Here is a 19,996-nt window from a genome sequence, read left to right on the forward strand (position 1 = left end):
CCCTCACTCCAGGGTGGTGCCGGCCTCGGCGCCCTCGAGGAACACGTTGGGCTTGAGGAAGAAGGCGATGAGCAGGGCGCCGTTGGGCGCGTGCGCTCGGTGCTGGTTGCCCTTGGGGCGCCACGAGAAGTTGCCGGGCGTGGTCTCGCCCTCCTCGTCGACGATGCTGCCCTCGAGGACGTAGGTCTGCTCGATCTCGACGTGCTCGTGCAGCGGCAGGACGGCGCCCGGCTGCCAGCGGAACAGCGCCGTCAGCAGGCCGGTCTCCGGCTCGCGGAGCAGCACCTTCATGTCGATGCCCGGGAAGCCGGTGGGCTTCCACGGCAGCTCGTCGACCTGGACGTAGCGGGAGGCGAGGGGCGGGAGGGCGTTGAGGTCGTCCGCGTAGGGGGTCATGGCGGGCATGGCGGTTCTCCTTCGATGGTGGTCGGGGTGCTGATGGGTGCTGGTCGCGTCAGCCGCCGGGGCGGACGAGTCGCTCGTCGGGGATGACGGCGACGCCGAGGATCTCGATGAGCGCCTCGGGCTGCCACAGTCCCGTCGTGCCGATGCCGGCCATGGCGGGATAGACGGGTCCGGCGAGCTCGCGCCAGACGGCCCCGATCTCGCGCCCGTGAGCCTGGTAGTCGGGGATGTCGGTCAGATAGATGGTGATCGAAACGAGGTCCTCGGGTACGCCGCCCGCCGCGCGGAGCGTCGTGAGCACGTTGCCGAAGGCCTGACGGAACTGCTCGACGATCCCGCCAGGCACGATCCGCATGTCCGCGTCGAGGGCGGTCTGACCGCCGAGGTAGAGCGTGTTTCCGCTGAGCGTGCCGTGCGAGTAGCCGCTGGGCGCCGCCAGCTCCGCAGGGTTCACGGCAACGGGGGTGAGATCCGGCGCGACGTGCTGGGTGAGGTCGGTGGTCATGCGGACACCCTAGGTCGGTTATTGACATATACGCAACGTTCGTGCTCAAAATGACATATGCGCATCGCCACCGTCGCCCCACCCGCCGGCCACGGCACGACTGCGGCCGTCGCGGTCGAGGGGCGGTGGCACGCCCTGCCGGCCGCCGACCTCTGCGAGCTGCTGGCGTCCGGCGCGGCACTCGTGCCGGGCGCTGAGATCCCTGGCGCTCGGCCCGTGCTCCCCCTGCCCCGTCCGGGCAAGGTGATCTGCTGCGGCCTCAACTACGCCGACCACATCGCCGAGACCGGCCGTGACGTGCCGGCGTACCCGACGCTCTTCGCGAAGTACGCCGACACGCTGCTCGGGCCCGGCGAGGACATCGTGCTGCCGGACCGCGACGGCCTCCAGCTGGACTGGGAGGCCGAGCTGGCGGTCGTCGTCGGCACGCAGCTGCGCCACGCGACGCCGGCCGAGGCCCAGGCGGCCATCGCCGGCTACACCGTCGCCAACGACATCTCGGTGCGCGACTGGCAGCGCCGGACCCTGCAGTGGTTCCAGGGCAAGGCCTGGGACGCGACCACACCCCTCGGCCCCGTCGTCGTCACGCCCGACGAGGTCGACCCCACCGCGGGCGTCGACGTGATCTGCCGGGTGAACGGCGTCGAGCGGCAGCGCGGCAACACCAGGACCCTCGTCTTCGACAGCGCCGCACTCCTGTCCTACGTCTCGACCTTCACGGTGCTGCGTCCGGGCGACGTCGTGCTGACCGGCACGCCCGGCGGCGTCGGCATGGGGATGGAGCCGCCCACCTACCTCCGCGACGGCGACGTGGTCGAGACCGAGATCCCCGAGATCGGCCTGCTCACCAACACCGTCCGCATCGCCTGACCCTCACCCCTACGACCGAAGGACCTCCCATGGCACCCACCAGCGCGATCTTCACCGACGCGGTCACGCTCAAGGAGAGCGAGGCCGAGGTCTTCGACGTGGCCTTCACCGCGACGACCCAGCCGTGTCCGTGGCCGAAGGCCTACGGTGGCGACATGGTCGCGCAGGCGGTCGTCGCGGCGGTACGGACCGTGCCGTCGGCCGGCCCGGACGGCAAGGCCCTGCACTCGATGCACTCGTACTTCATGCGGCCCGTCGACATCGGGGCGGAGGTCCGCTACGAGGTCGAGCTGCTGCGGGACGGGCGCGGCTACAGCACCCGTCAGGTGCGCGCCTTCCAGAACGGCAAGGTCGTCTATGTCTGCCTGGCGAGCTTCGCGGCGGGCGAGGTCGGCGGCTCGTTCCAGGCCGAGCTGCCGGCAGGCCTCCCGGGACCCGTGGACCTGCCCACCTCCGCGGCGTACCTCGCGGAGCGCACCGGCGGCACCATGACCCAGACCTCGAAGGCCTACTGGTCGGGCGGTCGCAGCTTCGACATGCGCCACGTCCCCGGACCGGTCTACCTGACCGTCGAGGGCGGGCACACGCCGCACCAGGCGGTCTGGGTCAAGCCGTACGACACCCTGCGCCCGGTCGAGGGACTGACCGACGAGCAGCGTGACCTCGCCGCCCTGGCCTACGTCTGCGACTACACGATCCTCGAGCCGGCGCTCCGCGTGCTCGGCCTGGCCTGGGCCGACGAGGGACTGGTGACCGCGAGCCTCGACCATGCGATGTGGTTCCACCGCCCGGTCCGGATGGACGACTGGCTGCTCTACGCGCAGGAGGCCGTGTCGGTCGAGGCCGGACGCGGGTCGGGCCTGGGCCGCTTCTTCACGCCCGAGGGCACGCTCGTCGCGACCGTGGTCCAGGAGGGCATGATCCGTGCGGCCGGGGCGACGTCATGACCGGCGCGTTCGCCCCGCTGGCTCCCTCGGGACTGGTGGACACCTTCGCCCGTGACCACCTGCCGCCTGCCGAGCTGTGGCCCACGCTGGAGTTCACGACACCGCTGCTGCAGTATCCCGAGCGGCTCAACGCCGCGGTCGAGATCATCGACGCCGCTGTCGCGACCCACGGACCCGACCGGGCTGCCCTGCGGACTCCCGACGGGACCGTGTGGACCTACGGCGAGCTGCTCGCGCGCGCCAACCAGGTCGCTCACGTGCTCGTCGACGACCTCGGCCTGGTCAGCGGCAACCGAGTGCTGCTGCGCTCCCCGAACAACCCGTGGACCGTGGCCGCGTGGCTCGGGGTGCTGAAGGCCGGCGGCATCGTCGTCACCACGATGGCCGCACTCCGGGCGACGGAGCTGACGCCGATCGTCGAGCGGACCCGCCCGAGCGTGGCGCTGGTCGACCACCGCTTCCTCGGCGACGTGCACGAGGTTCGCGAAAGCGTCGCTCCCGGCATGGCGGTCGTCGCCTACGGCGGGGACGCGGACGACGACCTGACCCGGCGAGCTTTGAGCAAGCCCGTTGCGTTCGAGGCGGTCGACACCGCGGCCGACGACGTCGCACTCCTCGGGCCCACGTCCGGAACGACGGGCGTGCCCAAGCTGACGACGCACTTCCACCGCGACCTCCTGTCGATCGACAACACCTTCGGTCGCACCACCCTGCAGCTGCGGCCCGACGACCTCGTCGCCTGCACGGCACCCCTGGCGTTCACCTTCGGCCTCGGCATGCTCGTCGTGTTCACGCTCCGAGCGGGCGCGTGCGCGCTGCTGACCGAGACGGCGACGCCGGTCCAGCTCGCCCGGCTCGTCGACGAGCACGGCGTCACGGCGCTCGCGACCGCCCCGACGGCGTACAAGCAGATCCTGAAGTCGGGCGCGGTCGGGCAGCTCAAGGGCCTGCGCGTCGCCGTCACCGCCGGCGAGCACATGCCTCAGGCGACGTGGGAGGAGCTGCGTCGCGAGCTGGACCTGAAGGTCATCGACGGGATCGGAGCCACCGAGCTGCTCCACATCTTCCTGTCCGCCGCGGGCGACGACATCCGTCCCGGAGCGACCGGGAGGCCCGTGCCGGGCTACCGCGCGACGATCCTCGACGCCGACGGGAACGAGGTCGGCCCAGGCGTCGAGGGACGCCTGGCCGTGATCGGTCCGGTGGGATGCCGCTATCTCGACGACTCTCGGCAGCGCAGCTACGTCGTCAACGGCTGGAACGTCACCGGGGACACCTTCGTCCGGGACGAGGAGGGCTACTTCTGGTACCGCTCCCGCACCGACGACATGATCGTCTCCTCCGGCTACAACATCAGCGGCCCCGAGGTGGAGGAGGCGCTCGGCACCCACCCCGACGTGGTGGAGGCCGGCGTGGTCGGCGCTCCCGATCCGGACCGCGGTGCGATCGTGTGCGCCTTCGTGGTGCTCCGCGAGGGCGTCGACGGCGACCCTGCGAAGGTCGCCGAGCTCCAGCAGCACGTCAAGGCGCGTCTCGCGCCGTACAAGTACCCGCGCCAGGTGCGCTTCCTCGAGGCCCTGCCGCGCAACACCAACGGAAAGCTGCAGCACTTCAGACTGCGGCAGCTCAGCGGATCGGAGAACCGAGCATGAGGATCGCGATCGTCGGCGGCGGGCCCGGGGGGCTCTACTTCGCCACCTTGATGAAGACCCTCGACCCCCGTCACGACATCACCGTCTGGGAGCGCAACGCCCCCGACGACACCTTCGGCTTCGGAGTCGTCTTCTCCGACGAGACCCTCGGCAGCATCGAGGGTGCCGACCAGGTGATCCACGACCGGATGGAGGCCCGCTTCGCGCGGTGGACCGACATCGACGTGGAGTTCAACGGCACGCCCTTCACGGTCGGCGGGCAGGGCTTCGCGGCGATGTCACGCAAGGAGCTGCTGCAGATCATGCAGGAGCGCGTCGCCGAGCTCGGCGTGACCGTGCACTACCGCACCGAGGCGCCCGATCCCGACCGGCTGCGCGCCGAGTTCGACCTCGTGCTCGCCGCTGACGGCCTCAACTCAGCGGTCCGCACCAAGTACGCCGACGTCTTCCGCCCGAGCCTGGACCGACGCGACAACAAGTACATCTGGTTCGGCACCGACCTCGTCTTCGAGGCCTTCCAGTTCTTCGTCAAGCAGACCGAGTTCGGCACAATGCAGATCCACGGCTACCCCTACTCCGACCAGGGCTCGACCTTCATCGTGGAGATGCACGACGACGTCTGGCGCCGGGCCGGCCTGGACCGGACCGAGCACGAGATCTTCCCGCCCGGCGTCTCGGACGAGTACGCCGTCGAGCGGATCGCCGAGATCTTCGCCGACGAGCTGCAGGGACACCGGATCCTCACGAACAACTCGAAGTGGCTCAACTTCCACACCGTCCGCAACGAGCGCTGGCACCACGACAACGTCGTCCTGCTCGGCGACGCCGCCCACACCGCGCACTTCTCGATCGGCTCGGGCACCAAGCTCGCGATGGAGGACGCGCTCGCGCTGGCGGCCTGCCTGCACGAGCACCCGAGCGTCGAGGCTGCCCTGGCGGCGTACCAGACCGAGCGGAAGCCGGTCGTGGAGTCGACGCAGCGTGCGGCGCAGGCCTCGCTGGAGTGGTTCGAGAACATCGGCATGTACGCCGACCAGGAGCCGGCGCAGTTCGTCTTCAACCTGCTGACCCGCTCGCGCCGGATCACCTTCGAGAACCTCAAGGAGCGCGACGCCGGGTTCGCCGGCCTCATGGAGAGCGCCTTCGCGCGCAGCCAGGGAGGTGACGAGTCCGCGCCGGCCATGTTCCAGCCGGTCCGCATCGGCGAGCTGGAGCTGAAGAACCGGGTCATGCTGTCGCCGATGGACCAGTACTGCGCGGTCGAGGGCGTCCCGACCGACTTCCACCTCGTCCATCTCGGCAGCAAGGCCCTCGGCGGCGCCGGCCTCGTCATGACCGAGATGACCTGCGTGTCCCCCGAGGGCCGGATCACCCCGGGCTGCCCCGGCCTGTGGACCGACGAGCAGGCGGCGGCGTGGCGACGGGTCACCGACTTCGTCCACGCCCACAGCACCGCGAAGATCGGCACGCAGCTGGGCCACTCGGGGCGCAAGGGCTCGACCAAGCTGATGTGGGAGGGCATGGACGAGCCGCTGGAGGAGGGCAACTGGGAGGTCGTCGGCCCCTCGGCCCTGCCCTACGGTCCCGGCTGCCACGTGCCGCGCGAGGCGACCCGTGCCGACCTGGACCGGGTGGTCGCCGACTTCGTCGCGGCCGCCCGCCGGGCCGTCGACGCCGGCTTCGACCTCGTCGAGGTCCACGCCGCCCACGGCTACCTGCTCTCGTCCTTCCTCTCCCCCGTCGCCAACCACCGCACGGACGAGTACGGCGGCTCGCTCGAGAACCGCCTGCGCTTCCCGATCGAGGTGTTCGCTGCCGTGCGCGACGCCGTTCCGGCGCGGATCCCGGTGACGGTGCGGATCTCGGCGACCGACTGGATCCCCGACGGCAACACCGACGACGACGCGGTCGAGATCGCCCGGGCGTTCATCGCCGCCGGGGCCGCAGCGATCGACGTGTCGTCCGGCCAGGTCGGCAAGGAGGAGCGACCCGCCTTCGGCCGCTCGTACCAGACCCCGTTCGCCGACAAGATCCGCCACCTGGTGGCCGAGCCCGCGGGCGTGAAGGTCATCGCGGTCGGCGCGATCTCGTCGTACGACGACGTCAACTCGATCCTGCTCGCGGGGCGTGCCGACATCTGTGCCCTCGGCCGGACCCATCTCTACGACCCGAGCTGGACGCTCCACGCCGCGGCCGAGCAGGAGTACACCGGGGCGGCGGCCGACTGGCCCGTGCAGTGGGCCGCCGGCCGTCGACGGCCGCCGACGTCGCGGACGGACAAGGTCCCCCCGCGTCTGCAGCTGCTGCGCGAGGGCGAGACGGAGGACGTGCACCTGCGCTGGACTCCGCCCCCCGTGCAGGCGACGGCCTGACGTCGCCGAGAATGCCGGACATGGACGACTCCCCTCGCCCCTCCGGCGTCTTCCGCTCGCGCGTCGAGTGGGTGGACACCGATGCGTCAGGGATCTACCACAACAGCACGGTGACCCGGTTCGTCGAAGCGGCGGAGGCCACGCTCATGCGTGAGCGTGGCCTCCACGGCTACTTCGCCAGCGCGCCGCGGGTCCGCTTCGAGGCCGACTTCCGCGCGCCCCTGTTCTTCGGCCAGGAGGTGACGGCGACCGTCACGCTCGCCACGATCGGCACCGCGTCGATGACCTGGGAGTTCGAGGTCTGGGGCGAGGCCTTCGAGGGCCGGCCGCGGACCCAGGCGGCGCGGGGCCGCTATGTCACGGTGCACATGGGCACGGGCCAGGTCGCCGCCACCGCGGTCGACGGCACCCGCCGTAGCCGGCCCTGGCCCGTCGACTGGGTCGCGGCGCTGGCCGGGAACGCCGGCGCCTCCGGGCAGAATGGGCGTCCGTGAGCAGCAGGGCCCCGCAGCCGCGCACCACCGTCGTCACCTTCCTCGGCGCCGTCGTGCGCCCGCTCGGGGGATGGATGCCGATCGCCGGTGCCGTCGATCTCCTCGCCGAGGTCGGCATCGACGCTCCGGGAGTCCGCACGGCGGTCTTCCGGCTCAAGAAGAACGGCTGGCTCGACTCGGTCTCCCAGCACGGCGCTCGCGGCTACGCGCTCACCGCCGAGGCCGACGAGACGCTCGCTGCGGGCGACGAGGTCATCTGGCACGCGCGCCGACCGGCCGACCTCGCGGACGGCTGGTGCATCGTGCACTTCGGCGTGCCCGAGTCCAAGCGGGCGCAACGCCACCAGCTGCGCGCCCACCTCGCCCACCTGGGCTTCGGGAACGCCGGTACGGCGCTGTGGATCGCGCCGGCGCGCATGCGCGCGGCCGCGGAGCGGGCGGTCGCCGAGCTCGACCTGTCCGAGCACGCGGCGATCTTCGTCGGCGACTACCACGGCCCGCAGGACCTGACCGACCTGCTCTACGGCTCCTGGGACCTGGACGCGATCGACCAGGGCTACCGGGACTTCGTCGCCGCCTACGCGCCGCGGGTCGAGGAGCTGCGGGGACTCAGGGGCGCCGCCGCGTTCGCGGCGTATCTCACCCTCGTGGACACCTGGCGCAAGCTGCCCTTCCGGGACCCGGGCCTGCCCAGCGAGGTCCTCGACCCGAAGTGGTCGGCTCCGGAGGCGACCGCGCTCTTCGAGCGTCTCGTCGCCGCCTTGGAGAAGCAGGCCCTCAAGCACGCGAAGACGCACTGGCCGCGGTCCTGACCGGTTCGGGCCGGACCGCGGCCGCGCCGCATGCGTGTGCGCCCGTGACCAGCGGCCTCAGAGGCTCTCGGGCCGCAGGCCCTTCTTGACCAGGCGCGGCATGACCTCCTCGGCGAAGTACTCCAGCTCTCCGACGTAGTCGACGAACGCCATGGTGATGCCCCCGAAGCCAGCCTGGGCGAACCGCTCGATCTCGTCGGCGACGTCGTCCGGCGAGCCGACCAACGGGCAGGTGCCGTGCCCGGCGGCGAAGCGGCCCCGGAAGTTCTCCAGCAGCTCCTTGGAGAAGGACTGCGCGTGCAGGCCCTGCAGCCGCATCAGGTTGTCGACGGCGTCCCAGTCCGCGTTCTCGACGGCGTAGTAGTGGAGGTACTCCTCGGCCTCCTTGCGGGTGGGGCGGCACACGACGTGCGTCGGCGTGAGGACGCCGGCCTTCCGCCCGAGAGCGGCGGAGTTGGCCTGCAGCTGCGTCACGACCCCGGCACCGTCCTCGGGTCCGCCCACGATGGTGAAGACGAAGTCCGCGTTGCGGGCGGCATAGGCCTTGCCCTGCTCCGAGGAGCCGGCATTGAGGATCGGGAGGCGGCCCGCCGCCGGCTTGGGCACCGACTCGATGCCCTCGAGGCTCCAGAACCGGCCCTCGATGTCGTAACGCCCGTCCTTGCTCCAGAGCGTGGTGACCACGTCGATCCACTCCTGGGCCAGCTGGTAGCGGGAGTCGTGGTCCTGGGGGAGGTCGGCTCCCATGGCGACGTACTCCGGCTGGTTCCAGCCCGCGACGACGTTGACGCCGACGCGGCCCGGGGCCATCTGGTCGATCGTCGCGAGCTGCTTCGCCACGACCGCGGGATGGTTGAACGCCGTGTGGACCGTCGCGAAGACGTTGACCCGCTCGGTGTGCGCGAGGATCGCGGTGGCCCACGGGATCGGCTCGAGCACTCCCTCGTGGAAGTTGGTGTCGCCGCCGTAGCCGATCCAGCGGGCGATCGGGAGCATGAAGTCGATCCCGGTCTCGTCGGCCACCCGGGCCAGCCGCAGGTTGTCCTCCCACGACGCCGACCACCGCTCGGGGATCGTGGTGACGGCGAGACCGCCCGAGCAGTTGGACGAGAAGAGGCCGAGGCGGAAGTGGTCGTTGTCGAGGATCGGGATGCTCATGGTTGCTCCTGGTCGAGTCGGTTCGGTCGGGTCCGGCAGGGGGCGGTCAGCGTTGGAGGGTCATGGGTACGACGTCGGCCGCGGCCGTCATGGCGACGACCTCGCCGATCAGGTAGGTGTGGTCGCCCACCGCGAACCGGTGCGCCACCCGGCACTCGAGCCGCAGCGGGACGTCGACGGGCAGGATCGGCATGCCGTCGACTCCCGGCCGCCACGCGAGCCCCGCGAAGCGGTCGGCGGCCGCGGTCGCGAACCGCGTGACCAGATCCGTCTGGTCGGCGGCAGCCACGTGCACGACATAGCCCTCGGCCGCGAGCCACGCCTCGAGCTGGCTGGATCGGTGGTCGATGCACCAGCCGACGAGTGCGGGCTCGAGCGAGGTGGCGTGGAAGCTGTTGACGGTCTTCCCCACCGGCCCGTCGGGCCCCAGGGCGGTGACGATGGCGACGCCGGTGGGCCAGCGCGCGAGCTGGCTGCGCAGCACGGACGGCGTCACGTCGAGTGTGGTCGGTGTCACACAGGTCATGCCAGAATCGTCGGACCGGCATCCGGGTGGCCGCTATCCGCGTGACGACTGCCCTGTCCACTCCGCGCAGACATGTCATTATCTTGACGTTCGTTGCAGAATCGCATCACCGGACTGCAGGAGGAGCCATGGCTCGTGTCCCGACGCCGCTGGGCTCGCACGGCGTGCTGCGCACCACGAACGTCGATGACGCACGCGCGTCCGTCGCCGCATCGCTCGCGCCCCACGAGCTCACCCCGCTGCGCGCGAGCGAGCGCTTCCGGGCGCTCCACAACGCGGCCGAGCTGCACCGGCTGAGCTTCCACTACATCGACTACGGCACCGAGGTCGAGGTCAGGGCCGACCGGCTCGACTTCCACCTCATCCAGATCCCGCTCGGCGGGCTGAGCCACATCGTCGCCGGCAGCCAGTCCTTCACCGCCAGCCCGCGCCGGGCCGCGGTCACCTCGCCGGGCGAGCCGGTGCGGATGCGCTACTCCGCGGGCAACCCGCGGCTGATGGTCCGGATCACGCCGGACCTCCTGCGCGAGCGGCTGGAGATGGCCACGGCGGGCGGGCTCGTCGTACCGCAGGACGCGGGCGGCACCTTCGACATCACGCGGGGCGCGGGGCGCAGCTGGCGCGGACTCCTCGACATGGTGATGACCGACCTCGAGCGGGAGGACGGGCTCGTCAGCTCGCCGCTCGCCGCCGAGGCGCTCCAGGTCGCCGTGGTCGACGGGCTGCTCGTGTCGCTCGCCGCGACGCCCGAGGACACCGTGGCCGAGCGGGCGACGCCCGACCGGGTCGTGCGGCGCGCCGCGAGGCTGATCGAGGAGCACTGCGCCGAGCCGCTCGGGACGCTCGACATCGCGGACGCGGTCGGCGTCTCGATCCGCGCCCTCCAGGCCGGCTTCAAGCTCCACCTCGACACGACGCCGATGGCCTATGTGCGCCAAGCTCGCCTGGAGCGCGTGCGTCAGTCGCTCTCCGACGGCACCGCCCGGTCCGTCACCGAGGCGGCCGCCCGGTGGGGCATCACCCATCTCGGACGCCTCTCCGGCGACTACCGCGCGGCGTTCGGCGAGACGCCCAGCGAGACCCTTCAGCGCAGCCGCTGAGGGTCGCCTGCGTCGCAGCAGGAGGGTGCCCTCGACGATCTCGGCGCTTTCCGGCTGAGCCACGCGTTTTGCGGATAGAGGTCCGCCCCGGGCTGCGCCTAGCGTCCTGCGACAACCGCGTGTGACCACGCTCACGCACCGCTGACGTCCTTCGAAAGGTTGCCGCCATGACCGCAGTCGCCGCGCTCCTCGCCGGCCTCGCCGCCGGCGAGGTCGAGATCCTCGACCTCACCGCTCCGCTGTCACCGGAGACCCCGATCCTCCAGCTCCCCCCGCCGTTCGCGAACACGATCCCCCTCTCGCTCGAGACCGTGTCCGACTTCGACGAGGCCGGGCCCGCCTGGGGCTGGAACAACATCCACACGGGCGAGCACACCGGCACCCACCTCGACGCGCCGGTGCACTGGGCGACGGGCCGCGACGGATACTCCGTCGACGCCATCCCGCCGAGCCGCCTGGTCGGTCCGGCCGTCGTACTCGACTTCACCGCGGAGGCGGCCGAGGACCCCGACTTCGTGCTGGAGCCCGAGCACCTGGACAAGCACGTCGCCAACAACGGGCCGATCCCCGAGGGCGCCTGGCTGGTCTTCCGCACCGGCTGGAGCCGGTTCAACAAGGACGCCGCGGCGTTCGCCAACGCCGACGAGAACGGCCCCCACACCCCGGGGGTCTCCCCCGCGGGCGCCGAGTGGCTGGCCCGTTCGCCGATCACCGGTTTCGCGGTCGAGACGGTCGGCGTCGACGCGGGTCAGGCGGGCGCCATGGAGCCACCCTTCCCGGTGCACCACTACCTGCTCGGTGCCAACAAGTTCGGGCTGACCCAGCTGCAGAACCTCGAACGCCTCCCGGCGTCCGGCGCGCTCATCATCGCCTCGCCGCTGCCGATCGTGGGCGGCACCGGGTCGCCGGCCCGGGTGCTCGCGATCATCCCCGCCTGACCGACCCGACCGACGACGAGGAAGGACCACGATGGCCGAGCGGTCGTTCGCCCACGAGGTGAAGAAGCTGCGCATGGGCGAGGGAGGCCGGTTCTCCGGTGAGGGCATCCTCGCGGTGACCAAGGCGCTGCTCCAGTCGGGGGTCGCGTACGTGGGCGGCTACCAGGGCGCGCCGATCTCCCACCTGATGGACGTGCTCGGCGACGCGCACGAGATCCTCGACGAGCTGGACGTGTACTTCGAGAACAGCGCGTCGGAGGCCACGGCGGCGGCGATGCTCGCGGCATCGGTGAACTACCCGCTGCGTGGGGCGATCACCTTCAAGTCGACCGTCGGCACCAACGTGGCGTCCGACGCCCTGGCGAACCTCGCGAGCGGCGGGGTGCGCGGTGGCGCGCTGATCATCGTCGGCGAGGACTACGGCGAGGGCTCCAGCATCATGCAGGAGCGCTCGCACGCCTTCGCCATGAAGTCGCAGATGTGGCTGCTCGACCCGCGGCCGAACATCGAGGCGATCGTGAACGCCGTCGAGGCCGGGTTCGAGCTCTCGGAGGCCAGCAACACCCCGGTGATGCTGCAGCTGAGGCTGCGCTCCTGCCACCTGTACGGGAGCTTCACCGCGAAGGACAACGTGCGCCCTCCGATGACGGTCAAGGACGCCGTCGAGAACCCGTCGCGCCAGCTGGACCGGATCGTGCTGCCGCCGGCGAGCTTCCTGCACGAGAAGGAGAAGCTCGAGGACCGCTGGCCGGCCGCGGTCGACTACATCCGGTCGCGCGGCCTCAACGAGGTGCTCGGCGCGGACGGCTCCCACGGCGATGTGGGCATCATCGTGCAGGGCGGCGTCTACAACACCCTCAACCGCGCGATGGAGCTCCTCGGCTGCTCGGACGCCTTCGGCAACACGCACGTTCCGACGTACGTCATGAACGTGACCTATCCGGTCGTGGACGCGGAGATCCTCGAGTTCTGCGAGGGAAAGCGTGCGGTCCTGCTCGTCGAGGAAGGGCAGCCGGACTACATCGAGCAGAACCTCAACGCCATCTTGCGCCGCGCGGGATCCGGTGTCGCGCTGCACGGCAAGGATCTCCTGCCGGTGGGTGGTGAGTACACCGCGACCGCGGTGACCAAGGGCGTGCACGCCTTCTTGAGCAGGTACGCGCCCGGCGCGGTCCAGGACACGCCGAGCCTGCTGCTGCCGCAGTCGGATCCGGCCAGCCCGTTCGCGCCCCGGGTGGACGCGTCCGTCGTCCGCACCCGTCCCCCGGGCCTGTGCACCGGGTGTCCGGAGCGGCCGATCTTCTCCGCCCTCAAGCTGGCGGAGAAGGAGACCGGCAAGAAGCACCACGTCAGCGCCGACATCGGCTGCCACCTCTTCGCCATCAACGAGCCGTTCAACCTCGGCGCGACCACGATGGGCTACGGGCTGGGCTCCGCTGGCGCTGCTGCACTCAACTCCAAGGACGCCGACCGTCGCACCGTCGCCGTGATGGGTGACGGCGGCTTCTGGCACAACGGCTTGACCAGCGGCGTGGGCAACGCCGTGTTCAACCAGAGCGACCAGCTGCTGTTGGTCGTCGACAACGCCTACAGCGCCGCGACCGGTGGCCAGGACGTGCTGTCGTCGAAGGCCGACAACGTGCTCCGCTCCACCAAGCACCCGATCGAGAAGGCCGTCCGCGGCGTCGGCGTCACCTGGGCCAGGACGGTCAGCGACACCTACCAGATCGGCAAGCTGCGCGACCTGTTCGTCAAGGCGCTCACCACCCGCACCGCCGGACCCAAGGTCGTCGTCGCGCAGAGCGAGTGCATGCTCAACAAGCAGCGCCGCGAGAAGCCGATCCGCGCGAGGGCGATGAAGGAGGGCAAGCGCGTCGTCAAGGAGCGCTTCGGCGTCGACGCCGACACCTGCACCGGCGACCACGCCTGCATCCGCGTCTCCGGCTGCCCGTCGTTGAGCATCAAGGCCAACCCCGACCCGATGCGCACCGACCCGGTCGCGACCGTCCTCGACTCGTGCGTCGGGTGCGGTGTGTGCGGAGCCAACGCCCACGCGGCGTCGCTTTGCCCGTCGTTCTATCGCAGCGACCTGGTCTACAACCCGAACCGCCGCGACAAGGTGCTCGCTGGCTTGCGCAAGGGCTGGATCGGGATCCTCTCCAGCGGTGTCGAGCGCCGCGCCGCCCGCTACGAAGTCGTCGAGGTGAGCTGATGTCCAGCTGGAACGAGGGCCGACGGCCCATCACGATCGCGATCCTGGCGATGGGCGGCGAGGGCGGCGGGGTGCTCGCCGACTGGATCGTCGACGTCGGCGAGCGGTCCGGCTACCACGCCCAGACCACGTCGGTCGCCGGCGTGGCCCAGCGCACCGGTGCGACGGTCTACTACGTCGAGATGTACCCGGACGCCGAGCCGCACGAGGGCGACGTACGACGGGAGCCTGTCCTGTCGCTGTTCCCCACCCCCGGCGAGGTCGACGTCGTCATCGCCTCCGAGCTGATGGAGGCCGGACGGGCGATCCAGCGCGGCTTCGCCACGCCCGACCGGACCACGCTCATCGCGTCGACCAACCGGGTGTACTCGATGGACGAGAAGCTCGCCCTCGGCGACGGCCGCGTCGACAGCAACGCCCTGCTCGAGGCCGCCCACGCCGGGGCGAAGAGGTTCATCGGCGCGGACTTCATGCAGCTCGCCCTCGACGCGCACAGCGTGATCAGCGCGGCGCTCTTCGGCGCCCTGGCCGGATCGGGGGCGGTCCCGTTCTCCCGCGACGCCTTCGAGGACGCGATCCGCGCCGCGGGCAAGGGCGTCGAGGCGTCCCTGGCCGCCTTCGCACTCGGGTACGACGCCGCGCAGCGTCCGGCGCCCCGGCCGGTCGCCGCGCCGGCGGCGCCTGCGGGCGGCGGCCCGGTCCCGATCACGATCGGCCGGCGACCGATCGACCCGGCCGAGGAGGCCGCCGCAGAGGCCGAGCGGCGCCGCAGCGAGGTCGCGGCGACCGACCCGGCCTCGCTCGTCGGCCCTCGGCTGCAGCCCCAGGCGGCACGGATCGCGGAGGAGTTCCCCACCACCGCACGGTCGATGCTGCTCCACGGCGCCGTGCGCACGGCGGTCTACCAGAGCCCGGCGTACACCGACCGCTATCTCGACCGGGTCGCCCGCCTCGCGGCGGTCGACACCGATGGCTCGGCGCGCCTGACGACCGAGGGAGCCCGTCACATCGCCCTCTGGATGTGCTACCAGGACACGATCCAGGTGGCGCAGCAGAAGATCCGCCGCCGCCGCATCGAGGGCGTCCGTGCGGAGGCCAAGGCTGCGCCCGGGCAGCTGATGAACGTGCGGGAGTATCTCCATCCCCAGGTCGAGGAGATCGCCGACACCCTGCCGACCCGCCTCGGCCGGTGGGTCGCGAGGTCGCGGTGGTTCGGGGCGGCCGTCGGGCGTCTGACGCGCAACGGGATCGTGGTCAACACCACCGGCATCATCGGGTTCACGCTGCTGTGGGCGATGGCGATGTTCCGTCCGATCCGGCCCCGGTCACTGCGCTTCGGCCGCGAGCAGGCGGCGATCGAGGCGTGGCTCGAGAAGGCCCGTGCGGTCGCGCCGATCGACTATGACCTGGCGTGTGAGATCGTCGAATGCCAGCGGGTGCTGAAGGGATACGGCGAGACGCACCACCACAGCGTCGAGAGCTTCACCACGCTGATGGAGGCGGCCGACCGCCTGGTCGGGCGGGCGGGCGCGGCAGGCACCCTCGCCGGGCTCCGCTCCGCGGCGCTGGCCGACGAGGAGGGCGCCGCCCTGGAGCAGGCGCTCCTCGCGCTCGACGCCGAGCCGGAGCGCGCGCCGGCCGTCTCGTGACCGCCTCGTGAGTGCCGCCTGGTGAGCGCGCGGTGGGTGATGCCGGTCGCGGGCTGCTTCCTCGCTGTCCTCCTGACCGGCTACGAGCTCGCTGCCTATGCCGCCGCGCTGCCGCGGCTGGTCGGCGGCACGGACGTGCGCCTGAGTGACGCCTCGGCCGGCGTCGTGGCCTCGGGCGCGATGGCGGGGATGCTGGTGGGCGGCCTGGGCTCGGCCCGGCTCAGCCGGCGTCACCCCTCGTCCACCGTCCTGCGCGCCGCGGTCGCCACCATGGTCGCCGGGATGGCCGCGTGCACCGTCGCCACGCAGCCGTGGGCGCTGGGCGTGGGTCGGCTGCTGACGGGAGTCGGGGCCGGTGCCGCGGTCCCGAGCGCGATCGCGCTGACGGCCGCCGTCGCGCCGCGCCGTCGTCGTACGGCGGTGCACACGCTCATGTTCTCCGGGCTGCAGCTCGGTTCGGCGCTGGGCGCGCTGGCCGCGCCGGTGATCCTGCACGGCGGGGGCTGGCGCCCCCTGTTCGGGGTAGGCGCTGGGGCCGCTGCCTGCCTGGTGCTCGTCCTGCCGCGCCTGACGAGGGACGGTGGCGGTCGGGCAGGAGCAGGGGATCTGGTCGGCGTCAGGGCGCTGTGGACCCCCGCGACGCGCCGGCTGACCGTGACGCACTGGGCGAGCACTGCGATGTCACTGCTCGTGGTCTACGGGCTGAACGCCTGGCTCGTCCAGCTGCTGCTCGACGCGGGCCACGGGCCCACGGACTCTCTCCGCCTGCTCGCGGTCTTCAACCTCGGCGCCGTCCTGGGGACACCACTCGCAGGGCTGGCAGCCGACCGGTGGGGCCAACCCGGCACGGCCTTCGCGCTCTTCGCGGGCGGAGCGGTGGGCCTCGCGGTCCTGGCGACGGATCCGGCCTCGCGTGCGGCGTCCGTCCTGCTCTGGCTGGCCGGGCTCGGCACCATGGGCGCCACCACGATCCTCAACGGTGCCACCGCCACGGCGTACGGTGCCGACCTCCGGGCGACAGGGCTGGGCTGGGCCCTGGGGATCGGCCGTCTCGGAGCCGCGGCAGGTCCACTCGCCGGCGGGCTCCTCCTCGGCGCCGGCGCGACGCCCGGAGCCCTTCTCCTCGCCTTCGCAGCGGCCGCGCTGGCGACGGCCGGGCTCGTCGCCAGCAGCCCCGCGCGCCCGGCGTCGCCGACCTAGGAGTCCCCGTCCAGGCCCGCGCGCCGGACCACCCGCCCGAGCGCCTCGACCTCGACGACGAGGTCGATGCCGAGACGCCTGAGGAAGCCCAGGTCGTGGCTGACCACGACCAGAGCGCCGCGGTACTGTCCCAGGGCGTCGACCAGCTGGTCGACGCTCTCGATGTCGAGGTTGTTGGTGGGCTCGTCGAGGACGAGGATCTCGGCGGGCGGCTGGGCGAACAGCAGGGTGGCCAGCGAGGCACGGAAGCGCTCGCCACCCGACAGCGTGCGGACGGGGCGATCCGCTGCGGGTCCGCGCAGCAGCAGCCGCGCCAGCTGGTTCCTGATCACGTCGTCGGCGACGTCGCCGGCGACCTTCTTCACGTTCACCATCGCGCTGGCGTCCTCGTCGAGGTTGTCCAGCCGCTGGGGAAGGTAGCCGAAGCGCTCGGTCAGCAGCGTGGCAGCGGGACCCTGGCCGCTCCTCGGGGTCTCCCCCACCAGCTGGCGCACCAGTGTGGACTTTCCGGAGCCGTTGGCGCCGATCACGGCCAGGCGCTCCGGACCCTGGACCACGATGGCTCCGCCCTCGTGCGAGATCTCCGCCAGGCGACGCCCGCGCGGCAGCGCGGGGTCCGGAAGGGTCAGGTTGATGCGCTCGTGGCGACGGACCCGGGCATCCGCCTCGTCCAGCGCGGCCTGCGCCGCGTTGACCTTGTCGTCGAGCGTCGAGCGCAGCGAGCCCGCAGCGTTCTGCGCCTTGCTCGCCCTGTTGCCCGCGAGGATCCTCGGGATGCCACCGCTGCTCTGTGTCTTGCGGGCGGTGCGCTCGCGCCGCGCCAGCTTCGTCTCGGCCTCCATGCGCTGCCGCTTCTCGACCCTCAGCGCCTGCTGCGCCGCGCGGGCGGCCCGCTGCGCGGCCTCCTCCTGCTGCTCTCGCTGGGCACGCCATCCGCTGTAGGGCCCACCGAACGTCGAGAGCTCGCCGTCGTGAAGCTCCGCGGTGTGGTCCATCCGCTCCAGCAGCTCCAGGTCGTGGCTCACCACGACGAGAGCGCCCGGCCACTGGTCCACCAGGTCCGAGAGCTGGGCGCGGGTCGGCCGGTCGAGGTTGTTGGTGGGCTCGTCCAGCAGCGTGATGGGCGATCGGCGTACGCGCAGACCGGTCACCGCGAGCAGCATGGCCTCGCCGCCGGACAGCTCGGCCACCCGGCGCTGGAGGTCACCTGCTCCGAACCCGACCTGGTCGAGCAGCTCGGCGGCACGCGACTCGATGTCCCAGTCGTCGCCGATGACGTCGAAGAGCTCCTGTCGCACGTCGCCGGCCTCCACCGCGTTGATGGCGTCGACGACCGGCGTGATGCCCAGCAGATCGGCACCGGTCGTCAACGACTGAAGGGTCAGCTTCTGGGGCAGATAGGCGACCTCGCCGGCCGCCTCGACTGCGCCGCTCGTCGGTCGCAGCAGTCCGGCGACGAGCTTGAGGAGCGTGGACTTGCCGGCCCCGTTCCGGCCGACGAGTCCGGTGCGCCCCGTTGCGAAGGAGCCGCTGAGATGGGAGAGCGCGATGGAGCCGTCCGGCCATTCGAAGGAGACGTCGCGCAGGGTGATGACGGGTCGAGACATGGGAGTGCTTTCGATGAGTTGGAGGTGGCGTCGCGCTGCCTGCCATCGACGCGCGCCGCTCAGCCCCCGGTCACCAGGGCCGTCACCGGCCGCACGCACGCGCGCGGACGCTGCATCGATGCGCAGCGGGACGCAGCGGGACGCAGTCGCCGGGCGACGTCCGGAGAGGGATCCGCTCAGGGATCAGAGGGAGAGGGAGGCGGCCGCCAGGGCAGGCGGCTGGCGTCTGTCGACCTCTACCAACACGCCCCCAGCATAGTCACGGCCGGGCCAGGGCCCGAAGTCCTCAGCCGACGCCGCTGCCACGTGCTCGAGCGACGAGCTCGCGGGCGCTGGCGCTGGCCTCAGCGGAGAAGCTCACGGCCGGCAGTCCGAGACGCGAGAACCGGCAGGTCAGAGGCGACCTGCCGGTTCAAGCTGTGCTGGTGGAGGTGAGGGGATTCGAACCCCTGACCTTCTCATTGCGAATGGCCTTCCCTGCGGACACCTGTCCGATCCACGCCTGCCCAGGCGTCGATTCAACGCATGGAACCGCGTAGATTGCACCCTCGGGGCACGCCGGGGGTAGGAGCCCCCGGTGAGCTGAGTGCCGGCTTCTCCACGCCGGGGGGCCATGGACTCCCCCAGCGTTGGACCCAACGGCCCAGGTGTCAACACCGGTAGCGACCGCCAGCCGGCCGGAGGTCTTGGCGCAGTCAGTGAAGGCCCACGAATCGAATTGGACGCCTTGGCCGGGATGGATCACGGTCCAAGCTGTTGTGGTCTTCCCGAGCCTGCTGTCCATCCCCATGCCGAGCGTGTCAGTCACCAGGGCCGCGGTCGGCGACGTGTCGATCGACTAGCCCACGACCCGACGCGAGTACGTGTCCAGCACGACCCAGCATTCGACCTCGCCCTCCCGCGTGGGGTGCTCGGTGATGCCCGGTCACCCGGATCGGGAGTCGGGCCGCTCCTGGCCCGGCGAAGGCCATTTGACCATTCCGTCGCGCTGGTGGCGGGCTTGTTCTGCATCCACTTCGGTCGGCCCGTGATGCCACGGAGACCGGCTCGACGCGAAGTTTCAGCGACCCCAGCCGCCGACGCCGACGACGTGGTTCCGACGAGGATCGCCGCCAGGGCGGCAAGTAGGCCGACAACGAGGGCGACCAAGCTCGGATGTCACGCCAAGTGATACTCAAATCGGTCCTCCCAACCGAACTCCACGTCCTGCTCAACGACTTCCTCGAGGACCGCTCGGACCTTGTCGAAGAGGTCGTCTCCCAAACGCGCTCGGCTGATGTCGGAGTGCTCCCAGACCAACCTGACAGGTCGCGGTACGTCAGCTAGAAGGCGGTCACGAAGTGCGGCGAGGTTGCGACCGTAATACTCACCGAACTCCAGCTGGACTTCGAGTGAGCGATGAAGGTCCGCCTCGGTGTAGATCTCCGCCCCGTTGATTGTTACGTCAGCCACTTCTACCACCCTGGAAGTTGGTAAAGACGGCGGTAGTGATCTGGAGTCACGTATGCCATCCCGTCGTTGGAGTAGAGCAATCTGGTTCCCGGCTGCT

The 19,996-nt window shown here is 71.2% G+C and carries 17 protein-coding genes; 11 read left to right on the forward strand and 6 right to left on the reverse strand.

Going from position 1 to position 19,996, the window contains the following annotated elements; translation table 11 throughout:
* Positions 1 to 3 precede the first annotated feature (3 nt).
* Together ACJ5H2_RS18160 and ACJ5H2_RS18165 are read right to left on the reverse strand one after the other, a co-directional pair.
* Entirely contained in the window at positions 4 to 405 is a 402-nt protein-coding gene (locus ACJ5H2_RS18160; RefSeq protein WP_408896841.1) for a cupin domain-containing protein, read from the reverse strand.
* Positions 406 to 454: 49 nt separating this feature from the next.
* Positions 455 to 910 (reverse strand): RidA family protein, encoded by a 456-nt coding sequence (locus ACJ5H2_RS18165; RefSeq protein WP_408896842.1) that lies wholly within the window; start codon positions 908 to 910, stop codon positions 455 to 457.
* A gap of 57 nt (positions 911 to 967) precedes the next feature.
* Here ACJ5H2_RS18165 and ACJ5H2_RS18170 point away from each other — a divergent pair, with 57 nt between their 5' ends.
* The 6 genes from ACJ5H2_RS18170 to ACJ5H2_RS18195 are packed head-to-tail and all read left to right on the forward strand — an operon-like array spanning position 968 to position 8,057.
* A complete protein-coding gene (locus ACJ5H2_RS18170) occupies positions 968 to 1,780 on the forward strand; it encodes a fumarylacetoacetate hydrolase family protein (RefSeq protein WP_408896843.1) in 813 nt (270 codons plus the stop codon).
* 29 nt (positions 1,781 to 1,809) lie between these two features.
* Complete coding sequence (locus ACJ5H2_RS18175) at positions 1,810 to 2,727, forward strand: acyl-CoA thioesterase (RefSeq protein WP_408896844.1); 918 nt, start codon at positions 1,810 to 1,812, stop codon at positions 2,725 to 2,727.
* Positions 2,724 to 4,379: an AMP-binding protein gene (locus tag ACJ5H2_RS18180; protein ID WP_408896845.1), complete on the forward strand. Its 1,656-nt coding sequence runs from the start codon at positions 2,724 to 2,726 to the stop codon at positions 4,377 to 4,379. Before ACJ5H2_RS18175 ends, ACJ5H2_RS18180 begins: the two co-directional genes overlap by 4 nt.
* Positions 4,376 to 6,751, forward strand: a complete 2,376-nt coding sequence (locus tag ACJ5H2_RS18185) for a bifunctional salicylyl-CoA 5-hydroxylase/oxidoreductase (RefSeq protein WP_408896846.1) — start codon at positions 4,376 to 4,378, stop codon at positions 6,749 to 6,751. Before ACJ5H2_RS18180 ends, ACJ5H2_RS18185 begins: the two co-directional genes overlap by 4 nt.
* Before the next feature lie 20 nt (positions 6,752 to 6,771).
* Positions 6,772 to 7,245, forward strand: a complete 474-nt coding sequence (locus ACJ5H2_RS18190; RefSeq protein ID WP_408896847.1) for an acyl-CoA thioesterase — start codon at positions 6,772 to 6,774, stop codon at positions 7,243 to 7,245.
* Positions 7,242 to 8,057 (forward strand): PaaX family transcriptional regulator C-terminal domain-containing protein, encoded by an 816-nt coding sequence (locus ACJ5H2_RS18195; protein ID WP_408896848.1) that lies wholly within the window; start codon positions 7,242 to 7,244, stop codon positions 8,055 to 8,057. Before ACJ5H2_RS18190 ends, ACJ5H2_RS18195 begins: the two co-directional genes overlap by 4 nt.
* A gap of 57 nt (positions 8,058 to 8,114) precedes the next feature.
* On the opposite strand, the gene ACJ5H2_RS18200 is transcribed toward ACJ5H2_RS18195, so the two are convergent.
* Complete coding sequence (locus ACJ5H2_RS18200; protein WP_408896849.1) at positions 8,115 to 9,215, reverse strand: LLM class flavin-dependent oxidoreductase; 1,101 nt, start codon at positions 9,213 to 9,215, stop codon at positions 8,115 to 8,117.
* A 46-nt stretch (positions 9,216 to 9,261) separates the two neighbouring features.
* Positions 9,262 to 9,741, reverse strand: a complete 480-nt coding sequence (locus ACJ5H2_RS18205; protein ID WP_408896850.1) for a flavin reductase family protein — start codon at positions 9,739 to 9,741, stop codon at positions 9,262 to 9,264.
* 128 nt (positions 9,742 to 9,869) lie between these two features.
* Here ACJ5H2_RS18205 and ACJ5H2_RS18210 point away from each other — a divergent pair, with 128 nt between their 5' ends.
* The 5 genes from ACJ5H2_RS18210 (at position 9,870) to ACJ5H2_RS18230 (ending at position 16,840) form a co-directional block, all read left to right on the forward strand.
* Positions 9,870 to 10,841, forward strand: a complete 972-nt coding sequence (locus ACJ5H2_RS18210; RefSeq protein ID WP_408896851.1) for an AraC family transcriptional regulator — start codon at positions 9,870 to 9,872, stop codon at positions 10,839 to 10,841.
* 167 nt (positions 10,842 to 11,008) lie between these two features.
* A complete protein-coding gene (locus ACJ5H2_RS18215; RefSeq protein WP_408896852.1) occupies positions 11,009 to 11,779 on the forward strand; it encodes a cyclase family protein in 771 nt (256 codons plus the stop codon).
* A gap of 31 nt (positions 11,780 to 11,810) precedes the next feature.
* Complete coding sequence (locus ACJ5H2_RS18220; RefSeq protein WP_408896853.1) at positions 11,811 to 13,991, forward strand: thiamine pyrophosphate-dependent enzyme; 2,181 nt, start codon at positions 11,811 to 11,813, stop codon at positions 13,989 to 13,991.
* Entirely contained in the window at positions 13,991 to 15,640 is a 1,650-nt protein-coding gene (locus ACJ5H2_RS18225; protein WP_408896854.1) for an indolepyruvate oxidoreductase subunit beta family protein, read from the forward strand. The genes ACJ5H2_RS18220 and ACJ5H2_RS18225 overlap by 1 nt, the downstream gene beginning before the upstream one ends.
* 21 nt (positions 15,641 to 15,661) lie before the next feature.
* Positions 15,662 to 16,840, forward strand: coding sequence for an MFS transporter (locus ACJ5H2_RS18230; RefSeq protein ID WP_408896855.1), 1,179 nt, complete (start codon positions 15,662 to 15,664; stop codon positions 16,838 to 16,840).
* Here the strand turns inward: ACJ5H2_RS18230 and ACJ5H2_RS18235 are convergent.
* Positions 16,837 to 18,447, reverse strand: a complete 1,611-nt coding sequence (locus ACJ5H2_RS18235; RefSeq protein WP_408896856.1) for an ABC-F family ATP-binding cassette domain-containing protein — start codon at positions 18,445 to 18,447, stop codon at positions 16,837 to 16,839. The two genes, ACJ5H2_RS18230 and ACJ5H2_RS18235, sit on opposite strands and share 4 nt — an antisense overlap.
* A gap of 1,158 nt (positions 18,448 to 19,605) precedes the next feature.
* Complete coding sequence (locus tag ACJ5H2_RS18240) at positions 19,606 to 19,899, reverse strand: barstar family protein (protein WP_408896857.1); 294 nt, start codon at positions 19,897 to 19,899, stop codon at positions 19,606 to 19,608.
* Positions 19,900 to 19,996 lie beyond the last annotated feature (97 nt).

It is taken from the genome of Nocardioides pymetrozini, from assembly GCF_046058985.1.
GTDB lineage: Bacteria > Actinomycetota > Actinomycetes > Propionibacteriales > Nocardioidaceae > Nocardioides.